This is a genomic window from Anabaena sp. CCY 0017 (genome assembly GCF_963920885.1).
In the GTDB taxonomy this organism is placed as follows: Bacteria; Cyanobacteriota; Cyanobacteriia; order Cyanobacteriales; family Nostocaceae; genus Nodularia.
Genome location: NZ_CAWUDG010000002.1, coordinates 62671 through 79567 on the forward strand (window position 1 = coordinate 62671; position 16897 = coordinate 79567).

The 16897-nt window shown below is 42.2% G+C and carries 6 protein-coding genes; all 6 read left to right on the forward strand.

The features are described 5' to 3' along the window. The first annotated feature begins 44 nt into the window (after positions 1–44). Entirely contained in the window at positions 45–1373 is a 1329-nt protein-coding gene (locus ACM0OW_RS02640; protein WP_414548490.1) for a ParB N-terminal domain-containing protein, read from the forward strand. 790 nt (positions 1374–2163) lie between these two features. After that, entirely contained in the window at positions 2164–2442 is a 279-nt protein-coding gene (locus tag ACM0OW_RS02645) for a hypothetical protein (RefSeq protein WP_414548491.1), read from the forward strand. Positions 2443–2853: 411 nt separating this feature from the next. Beyond that, on the forward strand, positions 2854–8187 hold the full coding sequence (locus tag ACM0OW_RS02650; RefSeq protein WP_414548492.1) for a beta-ketoacyl synthase N-terminal-like domain-containing protein: 5334 nt from the start codon (positions 2854–2856) through the stop codon (positions 8185–8187). Between the two features lie 204 nt (positions 8188–8391). Next, the gene (locus tag ACM0OW_RS02655) at positions 8392–10110 is read left to right on the forward strand and encodes an SDR family NAD(P)-dependent oxidoreductase (RefSeq protein WP_414548493.1); all 1719 of its coding nucleotides are present in this window, start codon (positions 8392–8394) and stop codon (positions 10108–10110) included. Positions 10111–10263: 153 nt separating this feature from the next. After that, positions 10264–14928 carry a PfaB family protein gene (locus tag ACM0OW_RS02660; RefSeq protein ID WP_414548494.1) on the forward strand — a complete coding sequence of 1555 codons (4665 nt, stop codon included), beginning with the start codon at positions 10264–10266 and terminating at the stop codon, positions 14926–14928. 294 nt (positions 14929–15222) lie between these two features. After that, positions 15223–16896: a PfaD family polyunsaturated fatty acid/polyketide biosynthesis protein gene (locus ACM0OW_RS02665; RefSeq protein ID WP_414548495.1), complete on the forward strand. Its 1674-nt coding sequence runs from the start codon at positions 15223–15225 to the stop codon at positions 16894–16896. Position 16897 lies beyond the last annotated feature (1 nt).

The following is a 16897-nucleotide window of genomic DNA, read 5'->3' on the forward strand; positions in this document are numbered from 1 at the left end:
TATTGAGATATACCTTGGACTCACTGCACTGAAAAATAGTAATTATGCCTATAGTGTCCATAAATCAAATTCGGATTGGTCTGAATCGCCGTCCGGTTAAGGGCGAAAAGGTGAATGAGTTGAAGGAGTCGATTCGGGCTAATGGTTTATTGAACCCGATTACAGTGGATCAAAAGCTGAATTTGATTGCTGGGCTACATCGTTTGACGGCTTGCAAACTTTTGGGGCTAGAGGCTGTTGAGTGTCATATTGTTAACTACGAAAATTCTGATCAATCTCGTTTGGCGGAAATTGACGAAAATTTGATTCGCAATGAGTTAGAGCCACTGGAACGTTCAGAATTGTGGTTTGAACGCGACCAGATTTTAGGGCGGATGGGTTTAAGGGCAAAGGTTGGCGATAATCAATATACAGCCAAAGGTGGTGCAACGGTTTCACCACCTTTAAAACGGACTGTGGAGTTAGCGAAAGAGGTTGGGTACTCTGAACGCACCTTTCAGCACGGTAAGCAGATTGCTAAAAGTATTCACTCAGAGGTGAAACAGATCATTAAGGGTTCGCCCATTGCTGAGAGTCCTACTGCTCTGCTAAAGATTGCTAGGGCTGGGAGTAAGGAACGTATTTTGGCGGAAGAGTCTCACAAGGCTTGGGAGTTAGCCGAGGCTAGGGGAGATGCCGCAGAATCGGCAAAGCAAGCGCAATTGATGGTTGAAGCTAGGGCGAAGCAAAAAGATTTACAGATTTTGGCATATAAAAGTGCTATGGCGCAACGGGAAGCTAAGTTGGCGCAGAAAAAAGGTCAACGTCAGCCAGAAGCGATCGCTAGTCATGAACCTAGTGTTAAAGTTGGTGAAGAATGGATGCTGGGACGGCATTTAGTGTATTGTGATCGTACTGCTAGTTCAGAGTTTAGAAACCTGTTACCATCAGATGCGGCTTTAGCGATCGCCACCCTGTCTCAAACTTGGGAGCATAATTACTTAATAGATGAGGCGCGGGTTGTGGCGGTGTTGCGTTCTGAAGGTCATATTTATGATTTTTATCGCCATAGCCAAATGCCTTTTCAATATGAATTAGTTCTCGGTAATCTTTATGTAGGAATTTTTTCTCACCAATCAATACCTCAGCCACAGACACCAATTAATATTGATGGAGTGGAAGGTATTGTCAACTACTTAATTAATTTGTATACCAATCAAAATAATTTTGTGATTGCTCCCTTTATGGGAAACGGCGAAATTCTCATTGCTTGCGAAAGAATGGGGCGAATCTGTTTTATTGGCGATGAAAATCCCCAATTGGTGAATCGGGGCATCATCCGGTGGCAGAAATGGACTGGTAAACTACCGCAGAAAATCGGCTTGGTGTCTTAGTATCTATGGCTGCGTAAAAAAGAGGCAGGGGTGCAGGGTGCAAGGGGGAGTTAGAAATTACTTTAAACTTCCGGTTACTTAACAATCATTTCTCTTCTTTGACTCATAAAGTTATTTCTAAATCTGTAACTGCTTTGTCAGATATTACTAGATGCTGTCAAAGTTTAGGCAATTCATAACATATAGGTTTTGTTTATTATGCACTATCTTCTAAATTAATATTTGCTTTATAAATTACCATTGGTTTATATAGGTAGTTTTATCTTTAAAGAGAATCTATTTTTTGGCTTTAATTATGATGTTCTTCTGAGAAATAAATCTAAATAATTTGGTATTTTGTAGAAGTGCTGATTAAACTCTATATGGATTTGTAAAATATGCGTGCTGAGACCAAAATCGAGACTAGCAGAGGAATTAAAAGAAATCATCAACATGATAGCTTAGTTTTTTATGCTACTTGTATGTTGTGACTTTTACTAAATTGCTACCAGCAAGAATCTAGTTTATTTATAAAATTACTTTAAACAAATGATTTAGTTTCTGTGAATCATGCTATTGTTTTTATTAATTCAACCCTTTCAAAGCGGCAAGGAAAATTAGTTATTTTGTTGAAATTTGAAAAAGCAAAACTAAACCTGACCGCATTGGCATCACCTGATAAGTGTGTGAGTATTTCTTCAGAAAAGTGCATGAATTCAAGATTTAAGGGAATGTTTTTTCTGTAACGAAGTTGTCAACTTTTATGGGTCAAATTGCTTAAACTAAATTATCCTGGACGCTGAAACTGGCTATGGCATTTATCAAGATTCAGAACGTTGTCATTAACACCAGCTACGTTGCTGCGGTTAGGCTAGATACTCAAACTAGTTTGGGAGAAAAAAGCGTTTCTGTCCTAGTAGCTACTCCTCAGTTTCCCTTGCTCCAGTGGGATACAATCGCTGAAAATCTCTACCATTACGAATGGATGGAATTCACTGGTCAAGCAGCTAACGTACTCCAAGACTATTTTACCAGTTTCAACAACGTGATTGACCTATTACCTCAATATCAAGAGTCGAGTCCTGTATAAAATTATTTCACGAATGCTGAATTCCGAAAGTGCCTGGAAACGCTCAAAGCTTCCATTAATTATGGCGGAAAAACAGTATGTATCGTGTGCGTTTACTTTAGTAACAAGCAGTTACAGTATTTTTCATCTGAGTGAGGTACACACAGGCGGGATGCCCACCCTACAAGATTAATAAAATTAAAATGTGTACTCATTTAGTTGCAAGGTGCTATAGATTATACCAGTTCTCCCCAATCAGATAAAATCTGAGTTCTTAATTACGTAAAGCCTACGGCATAGCTGTGCTTAGAGCGTAGCTCTCCCGTTCGCGTAGCGTTCCGCAGGAAAGGGAGCATGACGAATTAGGAATGACTGTAGCGATCGCCACGTAAGCTATCACAATCCACAGAACTTAAGAACAGTATATGCACTATGTCTGCTTATTCAATTGATACGGCTATGGCAGAGTTAGAGAGCCTTATCAAAAGTGTTGAGAAAACTTTGATTAGGTCAATAGAGGACAAGAAGTTGAGCAAGGAAACACCAATGTCAGTTAACAAAATTAATAGAAAATTAGCACAAAATCCCATAGCTATTGTCGGGATGGCTTCTCTATTACCTCAAGCGAGAAATTTACGGGAATATTGGCAAAATATCGTTAACAAAATTGATTGTATTACTGATGTCCCGGCTACACATTGGAGTATTGAAGATTATTACGACCCCAACCCCAGAACCCCAGAAGATAAAACCTACTGTAAAAGAGGTGGGTTTATTCCAGAGGTTGATTTTAACCCAATGGAATTTGGCATTCCTCCCAGCATCTTGGAAGTTACAGATATTTCCCAGCTATTAAGTTTGGTGATTGCTAAAGAAGCAATGGAAGATGCTGGTTATGGTGATTCCCGTGAATTTAGTCGCGAAAAGATTGGGGTCATATTAGGGGTGGCCATGGCCAAGCAATTGGGAATGCCACTTTCGGCTCGATTAGAGTATCCCGTTTGGGAAAAAGCACTCAAAAGCAGTGGTATTTCTGATGAAGATACTCAAAAGATTATCGAAAAAATTAAAAGCGCCTATATCAAATGGGATGAAAATGCTTTCCCTGGGATGTTGGCGAATGTGGTCGCGGGAAGAATTGCCAACCGCTTGAACTTTGGCGGGACGAATTGTGTAGTTGACGCGGCTTGTGCTAGTTCCTTTGGTGCTTTGAAAATGGCTATCAGCGAACTGGTGGAACATCGGGCTGATATGATGCTAACTGGTGGGGTTGACACCGATAACACCATCATGGCTTATATCTCCTTCAGCAAAACACCAGCCGTTTCTCCCAGCGAAAATACCAAACCTTTTGATGCTAAATCTGATGGGATGCTGCTGGGTGAAGGTGTTTGTATGTATGTCCTCAAACGCCTGGAAGATGCAGAACGGGACAACGATAAAATTTATGCGGTGATTAAAGGCATTGGGACTTCTAGCGATGGTCGCTACAAGAGTATTTATGCTCCCCGCAAGGAAGGCCAAGTTAGAGCCTTGGAACGTGCTTATGATGATGCTGGCTTTTCTCCCGCCACTGTGGGGTTAATGGAAGCCCACGGGACTGGAACAATGGCTGGCGACCCCACCGAGTTCGGTTCTTTAAGAGACTACTTTAGTCAGCATGATTCCCAAAAACAGCATATTGCTTTGGGGAGTGTAAAATCTCAAATTGGACACACTAAAGCGGCGGCTGGGGCTGCAAGTTTGATTAAAACAGCTTTGGCTTTGCATCACAAAGTTTTACCCGCAACCATCAATATTACTGAACCAAATCCTAAACTGGATATCAAAAATTCATCATTTTATTTGAATACCCAAACTAGACCTTGGATTCGGGCGGAAGGTGAAGCACCAAGACGGGCGGGTGTGAGTTCTTTCGGTTTTGGTGGCACAAATTATCACGTGGTTTTGGAAGAATACGAAACTGAAGAAAATCTTCCTTACCGTTTACACAGTATTGCGCGTGAGGTGCTGCTGTTTGCGAATAATCCTGCTCAACTTTTGAGTAAATGTGCAGAAACTCTGAATAAGTTACAGTCAGCCGATGGCGAAAGACATTTTGCTGCATTAGTTAAAGAATGCCAATCTGTGGAGATTCCCCAGGTTGCAGCTAGAGTTGGGTTTGTGGCGGAGAATCTGCAAGAAGCTTGTAAGTTGATGCAGGTTAGTATTGACTGGCTGAAAAACAAAGCTGACGCAGCATCTTGGGAACATCCCCAAGGTATTTATTACCGTTCCTCTGGGATGGAGTTGGGCGGAAAGGTTGTTTCTCTATTTTCTGGACAGGGTTCGCAATACCTGGAAATGGGGCGAGAATTGGTAATGAACTTCCCGACTATGCGCCGTTTACATGGGTGTATGGATAGTTTGTTACTTAAAGATAATTTGCAGCCAGTTTCGGAAGTTGTCTTTCCCCATCCAGTGTTTGATGAAGCAGAAAAAAATGCCCAAATTGCTACACTGCAACGCACAGAATACGCTCAACCTGCTATTGGGGTATTTAGCGCTGGTCTTTATTCTATATTGCAACAAGCGGGATTTAAATCCGATTTTGTGGCGGGACACAGCTTCGGGGAACTAACAGCTTTATGGGCTGCGGGTGTTTTGAGTGAAGCAGATTACTTGTTTCTCGTGAAGTCTAGAGGTCAAGCGATGGCTGCGCCAGAAGACCCAGACCACGATGCTGGAAGTATGTTGGCGGTGAAGGAAGATATGACTAAGGTTGCAGTGGTACTGCGGAATTTTCCCCAGGTGACTATTGCTAACTTTAATTCTCCGACGCAATTTGTCTTGGCTGGACCGACAGCAGAAATTGCTAAGGTGAGACAAGCTTTACAGGAACAAGGTTGTACGGCTGTGGTGTTACCTGTGTCTGCTGCTTTCCACACGCCACTGATTGCTTTTGCTCAAAAATCCTTTGCGATCGCTACTAAATCTGTTAAATTCAATCAGCCTCAAATTCCTGTCTTCACCAACGTTACAGGCAAAAACTACCCCCAAGAACCCCAAGGTATTCAAAAAATTCTGGAAACTCACCTGTCTAATTCGGTGATGTTTAAACAGGAAATCGAAAATATCTATGCTGCGGGTGGCTATTGCTTTGTGGAATTTGGCCCCCGGCGGATTTTAACCAACTTGGTTAAAGATATTTTAGGCGATCGCCCACATTTTACCATCTCATTGAACCCCAGCACTCAAAAGAACAGCGATCGCTCTCTGAGAGAAGCGGCTGTACAGTTGCGTGTAGTGGGCTTATCTTTGAAAAACCTCGATCCCTATCAAGTTGAACCTGTACTACCTCCAGTAGAGAAGAAGAAGGCGTTAAATGTGCGTTTAAACGGCATGAACTATGTCTCCGAAAAAACCAAGAATGCCTTTCCTGAAGCTTTGCGGAACGGACATCAAGTAAGTTTACCTACCACTTCCACCCCGGAATTTTCCCAAGTTGTGGCTACCACTCCAGCAGTGAAAGAAAATAGCACTAATGGACGTGTTACCCATCCTACAGATAGTCTGCCCGAATTTTCACATAAATCTACTAATTCTGCACCCCAGCCCGAAATGAATCCTGTGATGATTCCAGGAACGACTATAGCCCAGGAGACAAAGATGCAACCAATACCAGAAAAACCTGTAAATTACCAACGGGCGTTAGAAAGTTTAGAATATCTGCTCACACAGTTCCAGCAAAATCAAACCGAAAATCTGCAAGTCCACGGGACTTATCTGCAACATCAGACGGAATACACCAAAGCGTTTTTCCAATTGATGCAGCAACAGAACGCTGTGTTTGCTAACAGCAAATCTAACGATGAAGCTGCACAACTTCAGCTAGTTGTCAAGGAAAGTGTAGAACGGGGAATGATGCAGTTTCACAGTCAACAAGGTGAAACCCTACGCATCCATGAGCAATATCTTGTAGAACAGTTAGAATACGCCAAGAAGTTTTTCCAACTTATCCAACAAGAATATTCTCAAATTATTTCTACTCAGGTAACGAATCAGCCCACAGATGTAGTCGAAACAGCACCCACACCAGCGCCTGTAGCGGTGACACCAGCACCAGAACCTGTGGTCGAAACAGTACCAGCACCAGCGCCTGTAGTTGAAACAGTACCCGCACCTGTAGCAGTGACACCAGCACCAGCGCCTGTAGTTGAAACAGTACCCGCGCCTGTAGCAGTAACACCAGCACCAGCGCCTGTAGTTGAAACAGTACCCGCACCTGTAGCGGTGACACCAGCACCAGCGCCTGTAGTCGAAACAGTACCCGCACCTGTAGCTGCTTCTAATATTGACTTAGCCGAATTGGGTAACAACTTGTTAGCCATCACCAGCGATAAAACTGGCTACCCGGTTGAGATGCTAGAGATGGATATGGATATGGAGGCTGATTTAGGGATAGACTCCATCAAACGGGTAGAAATCTTGGGCGCGTTACAGGATATGTACCCCGACCTACCCAAACCAAACTTAGAAGAATTATCAGAAAAACGCACCATTGGTCAAGTTGTAGAATACCTGCAATCCCAAGTCTCTGGCAGTGCTGCTGTTACTACTTCAGAAGTCGTGCTAGAATCGACTCAATCCCCCTTGTCCCTTATCCCCATAGGGGACAACGAAATCCCCATTCCCGTAGAGATGACCAGCCCGGTTGTCTCTACCCCCCTCCCCACAGAAGAAGCAGAAATAGCAGCTACCGATAATTACGCAGACTTGGGTGAAACCTTGTTAAGCATCACCAGTGATAAGACTGGCTACCCAGTAGAGATGCTAGAAATGGATATGGATATGGAGGCTGATTTAGGAATTGACTCCATCAAACGGGTAGAAATATTGGGAGCGATGCAAGATAAATACCCCAATTTACCCCAACCGAATATAGAAGAATTGGGAGACCTCCGCACCATCGGTCAAATAGTTGATTATCTCCAGAAGCTAGCTGCTGGGGGTGAAAAAAAAAAGCCTCAGCAGGAGTTTAGTTACCAGCCAGTCCAGGTAATAGACGGTGTGACACGGCGACCAGCTAAACTGCAATTCCTCCCACCACCGGATAGTTTAGACTTCGCTTTACCAGAGGGACACGTGAGTGTAATTACTGACGATGGTTCCCTCACCACTTCACAATTAGCTCAAACGTTAAGCGAACGGGGTGGGAAAGTGGTAGTTTTAAGTTTCCCCCCAGCTATCGTTCCCCAACAATCGCCTTTACCAGGCGGAGTGAATCGTGTAGTCCTCGCAGATATGACCGAAGAATTGCTTCAACATAAATTATCTGCGATCGCGACTCACTTCGGCACCATTGGCGCTTTCATTCATATACATCCAGTATTTGAGGCGAATCAGACACCTGCGTACATAGAACAAGAAAAAGCAATTGTCAAGCACGTGTTCTTCATGGCGAAACATCTCAAGCAAACTCTCAATGAAGTGGCGGGTTATGAACGCAGTTGTTTCTTAACTGTCAACCGTTTAGATGGTGCTTTTGGGTTAGAACATAACGTCAATTTCGGAGTGATTGGTGCAGGATTATTTGGATTAACCAAAACTCTGAAATGGGAATGGCCAAAAGTCTTTACTCGCGCCATTGATTTAAGTCCAGCTATAAATCCTCACCAGTCAGCAGAATATATTATCGCTGAAATGCACGATCCGAATATTTATATCAATGAAGTTGCTTACGGTTCCCAAGGACGTGTGACTTTAATTGGTTCTTTCGAGAAGTAAGGGGATGAGGGAGGTATGACTATATCTCCCTCTGCGTTGAAAGATATTTTTTGTTTCGCGCATCAGCGAAGCGTTCGCGTAGCGTGCTGTAAGCTTTAGCACAAAGTGTGTTAGGCGCAAAGACGCAAAGTTTAAGAGAGAAAAAACTCCATCTTGGCGTTCTTGGCGACTTGGCGGTTCGTTCTTCTTTAATCATAAAATAATATGACTACACAAACACAGATTCGCCCTTCATCAGTTTTTGTTGTAAGTGGTGGCGCAAAAGGGATTACAGCCCAATGTGCGATTAAAATAGCCCAGCACCAACCTTGTAAATTTATTCTCCTTGGTCGTTCCGAGCTTTTAGAAATTGAACCAGCATTTGCTCAAGATTGTATCGAAGAACCCGCCTTAAAGAAACGCATTATGGAGAATCTTCTGTCTCAAGGAGAAAAACCAACTCCTATGAGTGTACTGAAGATATATAACAAAATCGTTTCCAGTCGGGAAATTAAGAAAACCTTAGCCAGTATCCAAGAAACAGGCGCTCAAGCAGAATATATTAGTGTAGATGTCACAAATGTTGCAGATTTACAGCAAAAATTAGCGGCTGTAGGTGCAATTACTGGAATTATCCACGGGGCGGGAAATTTAGCTGATAAGCTGATTGAAAAGAAAACAGAACAGGATTTTGAAAAGGTTTACACTGCTAAAGTGCAGGGATTAGAAAATCTCTTGACTTGCGTGAACCTTGAGCAACTTCAGCATTTAGTATTATTCTCCTCCGTAACTGGATTTTACGGCAATCTTGGACAATCTGATTATGCGATCGCTAACGAAATTCTCAACAAATCAGCCCATTTAATCAAGCAAAATCATCCTCAGTGTCACGTAGTCGCCATTAACTGGGGCGCTTGGGATAGTGGTATGGTGTCCCCAGAACTAAAAAAAGCGCTTGCAGAAAGGGGATTTGATATTATTCCTGTGGATGCTGGTACACAGATGCTCGTCAACGAATTGCACCCGTCCCATAATGATACTGCACAAGTTGTCATTGGTAGTCCACTTCTTCCTCCAGCTATAGAGTTAGACTCCCAACTACGGACTCATCGCATCCGTCGCCAGATGAAACTGGAAGCCAATCCCTTTTTATATGACCATGCGATCGCTGGTTCTCCCGTATTACCTGCTACCTGTGCAATGACATGGATAATTAATTGCTGTGAGGAAATGTATCCCGGTTATCGATTATTCAATTACACAGATTTCAAAGTTTTGAAGGGAATCACCTTCAATCATAACTTAGCCAAAGAACACATTTTAGACATAGAAGAAGTTGAGAAAATCAACGCCGAAAAAATTGTAGTTAAAGCTAAAATTTGGAGTAAAAATCCAGCCGGAAAAACCCATTATCATTTTAGCGCTCAACTCAACCTGCATAGAATAATTCCTCCTGTTCCTACTTATGAAGCTATCAATCTAAATCCAGATCACATCATTACCACCACAGGCAAAGATTTCTATCAAAATGGTGGAGCTACCTTATTTCATGGACCTTCATTTCAGGAAGTCCAAAGAGTTTTAAATATTACACCTGAGAAAATCACCACAGAATGTTTGTGGACAGAACTCAGCCCTCAAAAACAAGGACAATTCCCCGTCCGATGGGTGAATCCTTATACAACAGACTTGAGTATGCACGCCTTATGGATTTGGACACAGCACTTTCATCAAGAAGGTTGCTTACCGGGAAAAGTAGAGAAATTTGAACAATTTGCTCCCACCCCACACAACGAACTATTTTATGTTTCTTGTGAAATAAAAGCGAAAACTCCGAGTAGTGCGATCGCCGACTTTATCATACACGATAATCAGGGAAAAATATACTCTCAAATGCTAGGCGCTCATGCCATTATTTGGTCAATGAAACAACTCAGAAGTTAATTATTTAGCCTTGATTTTCACGCAGAGACGCTCCTTATTCCTTTCTTCCTTTGCGCCTTTGCGCCTTTGCGTGAAACAAAAAAATTCTCAAATTTGGGGAACAGCGTAAATCCTACCTTCTTTTAATACCCCAAAACTGTCGAGGATATAACAATGCAAAAAATAGCCATCATCGGATTATCCAGCTTATTTCCCGATGCTAAAAACCCTGACGAATTTTGGCAAAATCTTGTTTCCCAAAAAGATGCCACATCATCAGCAACCATCGCCGAAATTGGGGTAGATCCCACTATTTTTTACAACCCAGTTAAAGGCACAGCAGATAAAACCTATTCCCTCAAAGGTGGCTACATTCGAGACTTTCAATTTGATGCGTCTGAATACAATCTCCCCTCAGAATTACTTGCAGGCTTAGACGACAGCTTTAAATGGTCATTGTATGCAGCCAAACAAGCCATTAAAAACAGTGGCTACTGGGGTAAGCAAAACCTCCTCGCTAAATGTGGCGTAATTTTAGGGAATTTATCCTTCCCAACCAGACTTTCCCATCAATTATTCTCCCCTATTTATCAGCAAGCGATCGCACCTGCTGTTAAAGAACTTTTGCAGCATGAAAACTTCAATTTAGCTACATTACCCACAGCAACCAAAGCATCTGTTTACAATGCGATGATTTCCGGCTTACCAGCATCAATAGTTGCTCAAGCCTTATCACTATCTAGAATTAACTTATGTCTAGATGCTGCTTGTTCATCCTCATTTTATGCTATTAAGTTAGCCTCTCATTATCTATCATCCCATAAAGCTGACATGATGTTAGCCGGAGCCATCAGTTGTGCAGACTCGCTATTTGTACGGATGCTCTTTTCAGGTGTTCAAGGCTTTGCCGAAGATGGTACGAGTCGCCCCCTAGATAAGACATCCAGAGGTTTGATTCCCGGTGACGGTGTAGGGATAGTAGTCCTAAAAAGATACACCGATGCTGTCAGAGATGGAGATAATATTCTCGCCACAATTTGCGGTAATGGACTCTCCAACGATGGGAAAGGTAAGCACTTACTCAGCCCCAATACCAAAGGACAAGTCCTCGCCTTTGAACGAGCCTATAAAGAAGCTCAAATCAGTCCTCAAAGTATCGACTATTTAGAATGTCATGCTACCGGGACATTGCTAGGGGATACCACAGAACTCAACTCCATAGCAACCTTTTTCGGACAACATCAAGCCTCACCATTAGTAGGTTCTGCTAAAGCCAACGTCGGGCATTTATTAACTGCTGCTGGGATGGTAGGCTTGACAAAAGTAATTCTGAGTATGTCTCAGGGAGTAATTCCACCTACTATTAATGTTGATGTCCCTTTAGCCTCTGACAATAATGTTATTTCCAGTGATAATATTGTCAGAAAAGCCACAGCCTGGCCTAATAACAATACAGCAATTAAACGAGCAGCCATCAGCGCCTTTGGTTTTGGCGGTACTAATTCCCATTTAATTATTGAACAAGGAAATACAGCCCCAGATATTACCGCAAATGCACCTGTAGAACAGGCTAAAATAGCTATTGTCGGCATGGATGCCTTTTTCGGTGGCTGTAACGGATTAGATGCCTTTGAACGCAGTATTTACGAAGGAAAACAGCATTTTATTCCTCTACCCCCCTCTAGATGGCAAGGTATAGACGAGCAAACAGACTTACTGCAAGAGTATGGTTTAGAGGATGGTAAACCACCAATTGGAGCATATATTCAAGACTTTGACATTGATACTTTAGCTTGTAAGGTTCCTCCCAACGAAGTTGAAAAACTCAATCCCCAACAACTGTTACTGTTAAAAGTTGCTAACCGTGCTGTTGAAGATGCAGGACTCAAAGAAGGCGGAAATGTCGCCGTAATTGTGGCTGCGGAAACTGAGCTTTCTGTACATCAGTTACAACAAAGATGGGATTTATCTTGGCAGGTAAAAGAGGGCTTATTAGAGGATAATATCTCTTTACCAGATGCAGAAATTTCACAGTTAGAAAGCATAGTTAAAGATAGTATTCATCATCCCGTTGAAACCAGCGAGTATGTCAGTTACATCGCCAATATTATGGCAGGTCGAATTTCCGCTTTATGGAATTTCACAGGCCCCGCTTTCACAATGACGGCTGGTGAAAATTCTGCGCTCAAAGCCTTAGAAGTAGCACAAATGTTACTAGCATCTGGAGAAGTGGAGGCTGTAGTTTTAGGTGCAATTGATTTAGCTGGCGGTGTGGAAAATGTCTTATTACGTAGTCAATTAGCCAAAATAAATCAAGGCATCAATACCTTAAGTTTTGACGAAAACGCCGATGGTTGGATGGTCGGAGAAGGTGCTGGTGCAATTGTCCTCAAGCGTCATGATACGGCTAAACAAGATAACCAAAAGATATATGCTGTACTTGATGCCGTCAGTTTTTCCGAAGCCACAAACGATGCTTGTCAGCAAGCTTTTGACATAGCCAAGATTCAACCTCAAGAGATTAACTATGTAGAAGTCTTTGGGAGTGGTATTCCCCAACAAGACGAAGCCGAAATTACCGGGTTATTACAGGCTTATCCCCAAACTGGAAACGGTCTGCAATGTGCCATTGGTAGCGTCAAAGCTAATATCGGTCATACATACACAGCATCGGGAATTGCCAGTTTAATCAAAACCGCCCTCTGTCTGTATTACAGATACATTCCCGCCACTCCTAAATGGTCTGGTGCTAAGACTCCAGAAAAGTGGTCAGGTAGCCCCTTCTATGTCGCTACAGAGTCTAGACCTTGGTTTGTCGATAAAGGTAGTACGCGTCGAATAGCTGCTATCAATGGCATAGGTATAGACGATACTTATGCTCACGTCATCTTATCCGAAGACCCAGACCAAGAAGAGCGTGATAGTAGGTATTTACAGCAAATGCCTTTTCATCTGTTCCCCGTAGCAGCTGAAAATCAAAACAACTTACAAGAGGTTTTAAATAGTCTCGAAAAAACTATTGCAGACAGTTCTTGTTTATCAAACACAGCCAGTCAAACCTTCATAACTTTTCAAGAGCATTCTGAAAGTAAATATGCTCTAACAATTACCGGACGTAACAAAAAAGAAATCCTCAAACAAATTGATGCTGCACGTAAAGGTGTAAATACTGCTTTTGAAAAAGGTACAGACTGGCTAACACCACTAGGTAGTTACTTCACAGCCAAACCGCTGGGTAAAACCGCCAGTGTCGCTTATGTTTATCCAGCCGCTGTTAATTCCTACATCGGTATTGGTCGGACAGTTTTCCGCTTATTTCCCAAAGTCTTCGAGGATTTAAAGAGTAATAACCTCTATAACCGTGCTGCTGATGTAGAGAAATTGGTTTATCCTCGCAGCTTCCCCAAACTCGCCACTAGACAACTAGAAACCCTCGAAAAAGAATTGTTGGATGATTCCCTGGGGATGTTTGAAAGTGAAATCGCCTTCGCCAGATACATGACAGCGATTTTCCGAGACGACTTTCAAGTGAAACCAAAATGCGTCTTTGGCTATAGCTTAGGTGAAACCAGCATGATGGTAGCCCAAGGAGTTTGGAGTGATTTTGAAGGCGGAAGTAATACCTTAAATTCATCACCTTTATTTGGCGATAAATTATCAGGCGCAAAAAATGCCGTGCGTCAATATTGGGGCTTAACAAATAGCACAGAATTACAAAAAGATAACTTCTGGGCAACTTATGTCCTCATGGCTACACCTTCCCAGGTGGAAGAATGTTTAAAACATGAGTCACGAGTTTATTTAACTCAAATCAACACACCAGAAGAAGTTTTAATTGCTGGAGAAAAAACAGCTTGTCAGAGAGTAATTAAAACCCTGGGTTGTAACTCCTTCCCCGCACCCTTCGACCATGTAATTCATTGCGAAGCCATGCGGTCAGAATACGCAGAAATCGCCAAAGTTAATAGCTTACCCACCCAAAACCTACCAGACACAACATTTTACTCAGCCGCCGAGTACCAACCCATCAAACTTGATAGAGATGTCATAGCTAACAGCATAGCCACCGGACTTTGCCAACAACTTGACTTTCCCCAATTAGTCAACCGTGTCTATGACGATGGCGTGAAAATATTTGTTGAAGCTGGCGCGGGTGGAGTTTGTTCTCGATGGATTAGCAAAATCCTAGAAAACAAAGAACACATCACCGTATCTCTCAATCGTAGAGGTATGGATGACCACACATCAATGGTCAAAGCCTTAGCAAAACTTGTTAGTCATAGGGTGAATTTAGATTTATCACCCCTGTATAATCTCACCACAGCCACAACCAAACAGAATAAATTGACCCTGAGAACAATTACCTTGGGCGGTAAATCAATAGCCGATGCAATTTTAAGTGAAGAAAACCGTAAATACTTCCAAAATATTGCCAGGAATCTCAACAGTTATCGGGTAGAAAAACTGCATCAAAACATACAATTCTCTAGCGAATTAGACATAATTAATTCCCCAACCCAGCCAGCCGAAGACCCAACAAAAAATATCATGGAACACGGTTTTGAGATTCCAGAAGAATTACAATCTTCTGAGTCAACAGTTCTGGCACAGAAAACCCAGCAACCAATTGTGTCATCTCCAGCTACAAACCATCAACTTGATAACACAATTAGAATGTCCGAATTAAACAAAACTCAGTATCAAAAACTGAGCGATAACAATTACAGAATAACTCAAAATCACGCAGCATTCCTCCAAGCCAGAAAAGATTTTAGTAAACAGATGAGCGAAATCATTCAACTACAGCTAGTTTGTGCCGAAAACTTATTGAAATCATGAATTAGTCTCACGCAGAGGCGCAGAGGCGCAGAGAGTAAGAGATAAGAAATCCTGGTTAGGACTTACGCACAAAACCTCACTTCGACAAGTTCAGTAACCACTCAAACTCTCATTCCTCTGTGTACTCTGCGGTATGCGCTGCGCGCACGCTACGCGAACGTTATTCCATAACTCCCGAATCCAATTCAGCCATGCTAACCATCAAATAAAAATCTCTCCTTCTCTTCTTGGCGTACTTGGCGACTTGGCGGTTAGTTAAAAAACCCCCAATTAAAAAACTGAGGTATAACCACCGTGATTCCCGTAGACACACTACCAGACCAACACAATAATAGCCTAAAATTTCCCACCAATCCCCACAGCCAAAACCTCACTTGGAAAGGTTCATTAGATAGTATATCCTTCCAAGAATCAGCCATCAAAAATAAACTAATCACATTAGATAAACTCTGCTACATCCTCAAAATTGGCGACAAAATCGGTGTTACAAACGAAGGCTACTTATGTCCTCCAGAAAATAACACCACAGTACAAACCGAACTTCTTACCTTTATTCCCCCAATCAATTTACAACAACTAGGAGACTCAAACTTCCTAGCTGCACATGGCGTAAAATACGCTTATGTAACTGGCGCAATGGCTGGCGGAATAGCCTCTGAAGAAATGGTAATTGCCCTAGGAAAAGCCAAAATTTTGAGTTCATTTGGTGCAGGTGGCTTACCCCCAGAACGTTTAGAAACAGCCATTAAACGCATTCAATCAGCCTTACCTCATGGACCCTACGCCTTCAATTTAATTCACAGCCCTAACGACATGGCTATTGAACGCCGGGCTGTGAACTTATACCTCAAATATCAAGTAAGAACCGTAGAAGCTTCAGCATTTTTAGACTTAACCCTCAACATAGTTTATTACCGTGTTGCCGGATTAAGTTTAAATGATGCCAATCAAATTGAAATTAAAAACAAAGTCATTGCCAAAGTTTCCCGGCGAGAAGTAGCTAGTAAATTTCTCCAACCAGCACCAGCCAGAATACTTAAAGAACTTCTGGAACAAGGATTAATTACTGATTTACAAGCCAAACTTGCTACTAAAGTGCCGATGGCTGATGATATCACCGTCGAAGCTGATTCTGGCGGACATACAGACAATCGTCCTTTAGTTTGTTTATTGCCTTCTATTATTAGTTTGCGGAATGAAATCCAAGAACAATTTCAATATCAACAACCCATTAGAATTGGAGTAGCTGGCGGAATTGCCACACCACAATCAGCTTTAGCGGCTTTTATGATGGGTGCGGCTTACATCATGACTGGCTCAATTAATCAATCCTGCATTGAATCTGGAGCTTGTGACCATACTAAAAAACTACTAGCTCAAGCGGAAATGGCAGATATGATTATGGCTCCAGCCGCCGATATGTTTGAAATGGGTGTGAAACTGCAAGTCCTCAAACGTGGCACAATGTTTCCCATGCGGGCGCAAAAGTTGTATGAATTATATCGCAACTATAACTCAATTGAAGAGATTCCCCAGGCAGAAAGAGAGAAATTAGAAAAGCAAATTTTTCGCAAAACTCTAGCTGAAGTTTGGGAAGGAACAGCCAGTTATTTATCCCAAAAAAATCCTGAAAAACTAGGCAAAGCAGTTAATAATCCTAAGCTGAAAATGGCGTTAATCTTTCGCTGGTATTTAGGATTATCTTCTCGTTGGTCTAGTTCTGGCGAAAAAGGTAGAGAAGTAGATTATCAAATTTGGTGTGGCCCAGCAATGGGTAGTTTTAATGATTGGGTGCGCGGTTCTTATTTAGCTGAACCACATAATCGTCGGGTAGTTGATGTTGCTCATCACATCATGACTGGAGCAGCATTTTTATATCGCATTCAAAGCTTGAAAATTCAAGGAATGCAAATACCTGATAATTACAGTCAATATTGCCCAGATTATTCTCAATTATTGGAGATGTAAA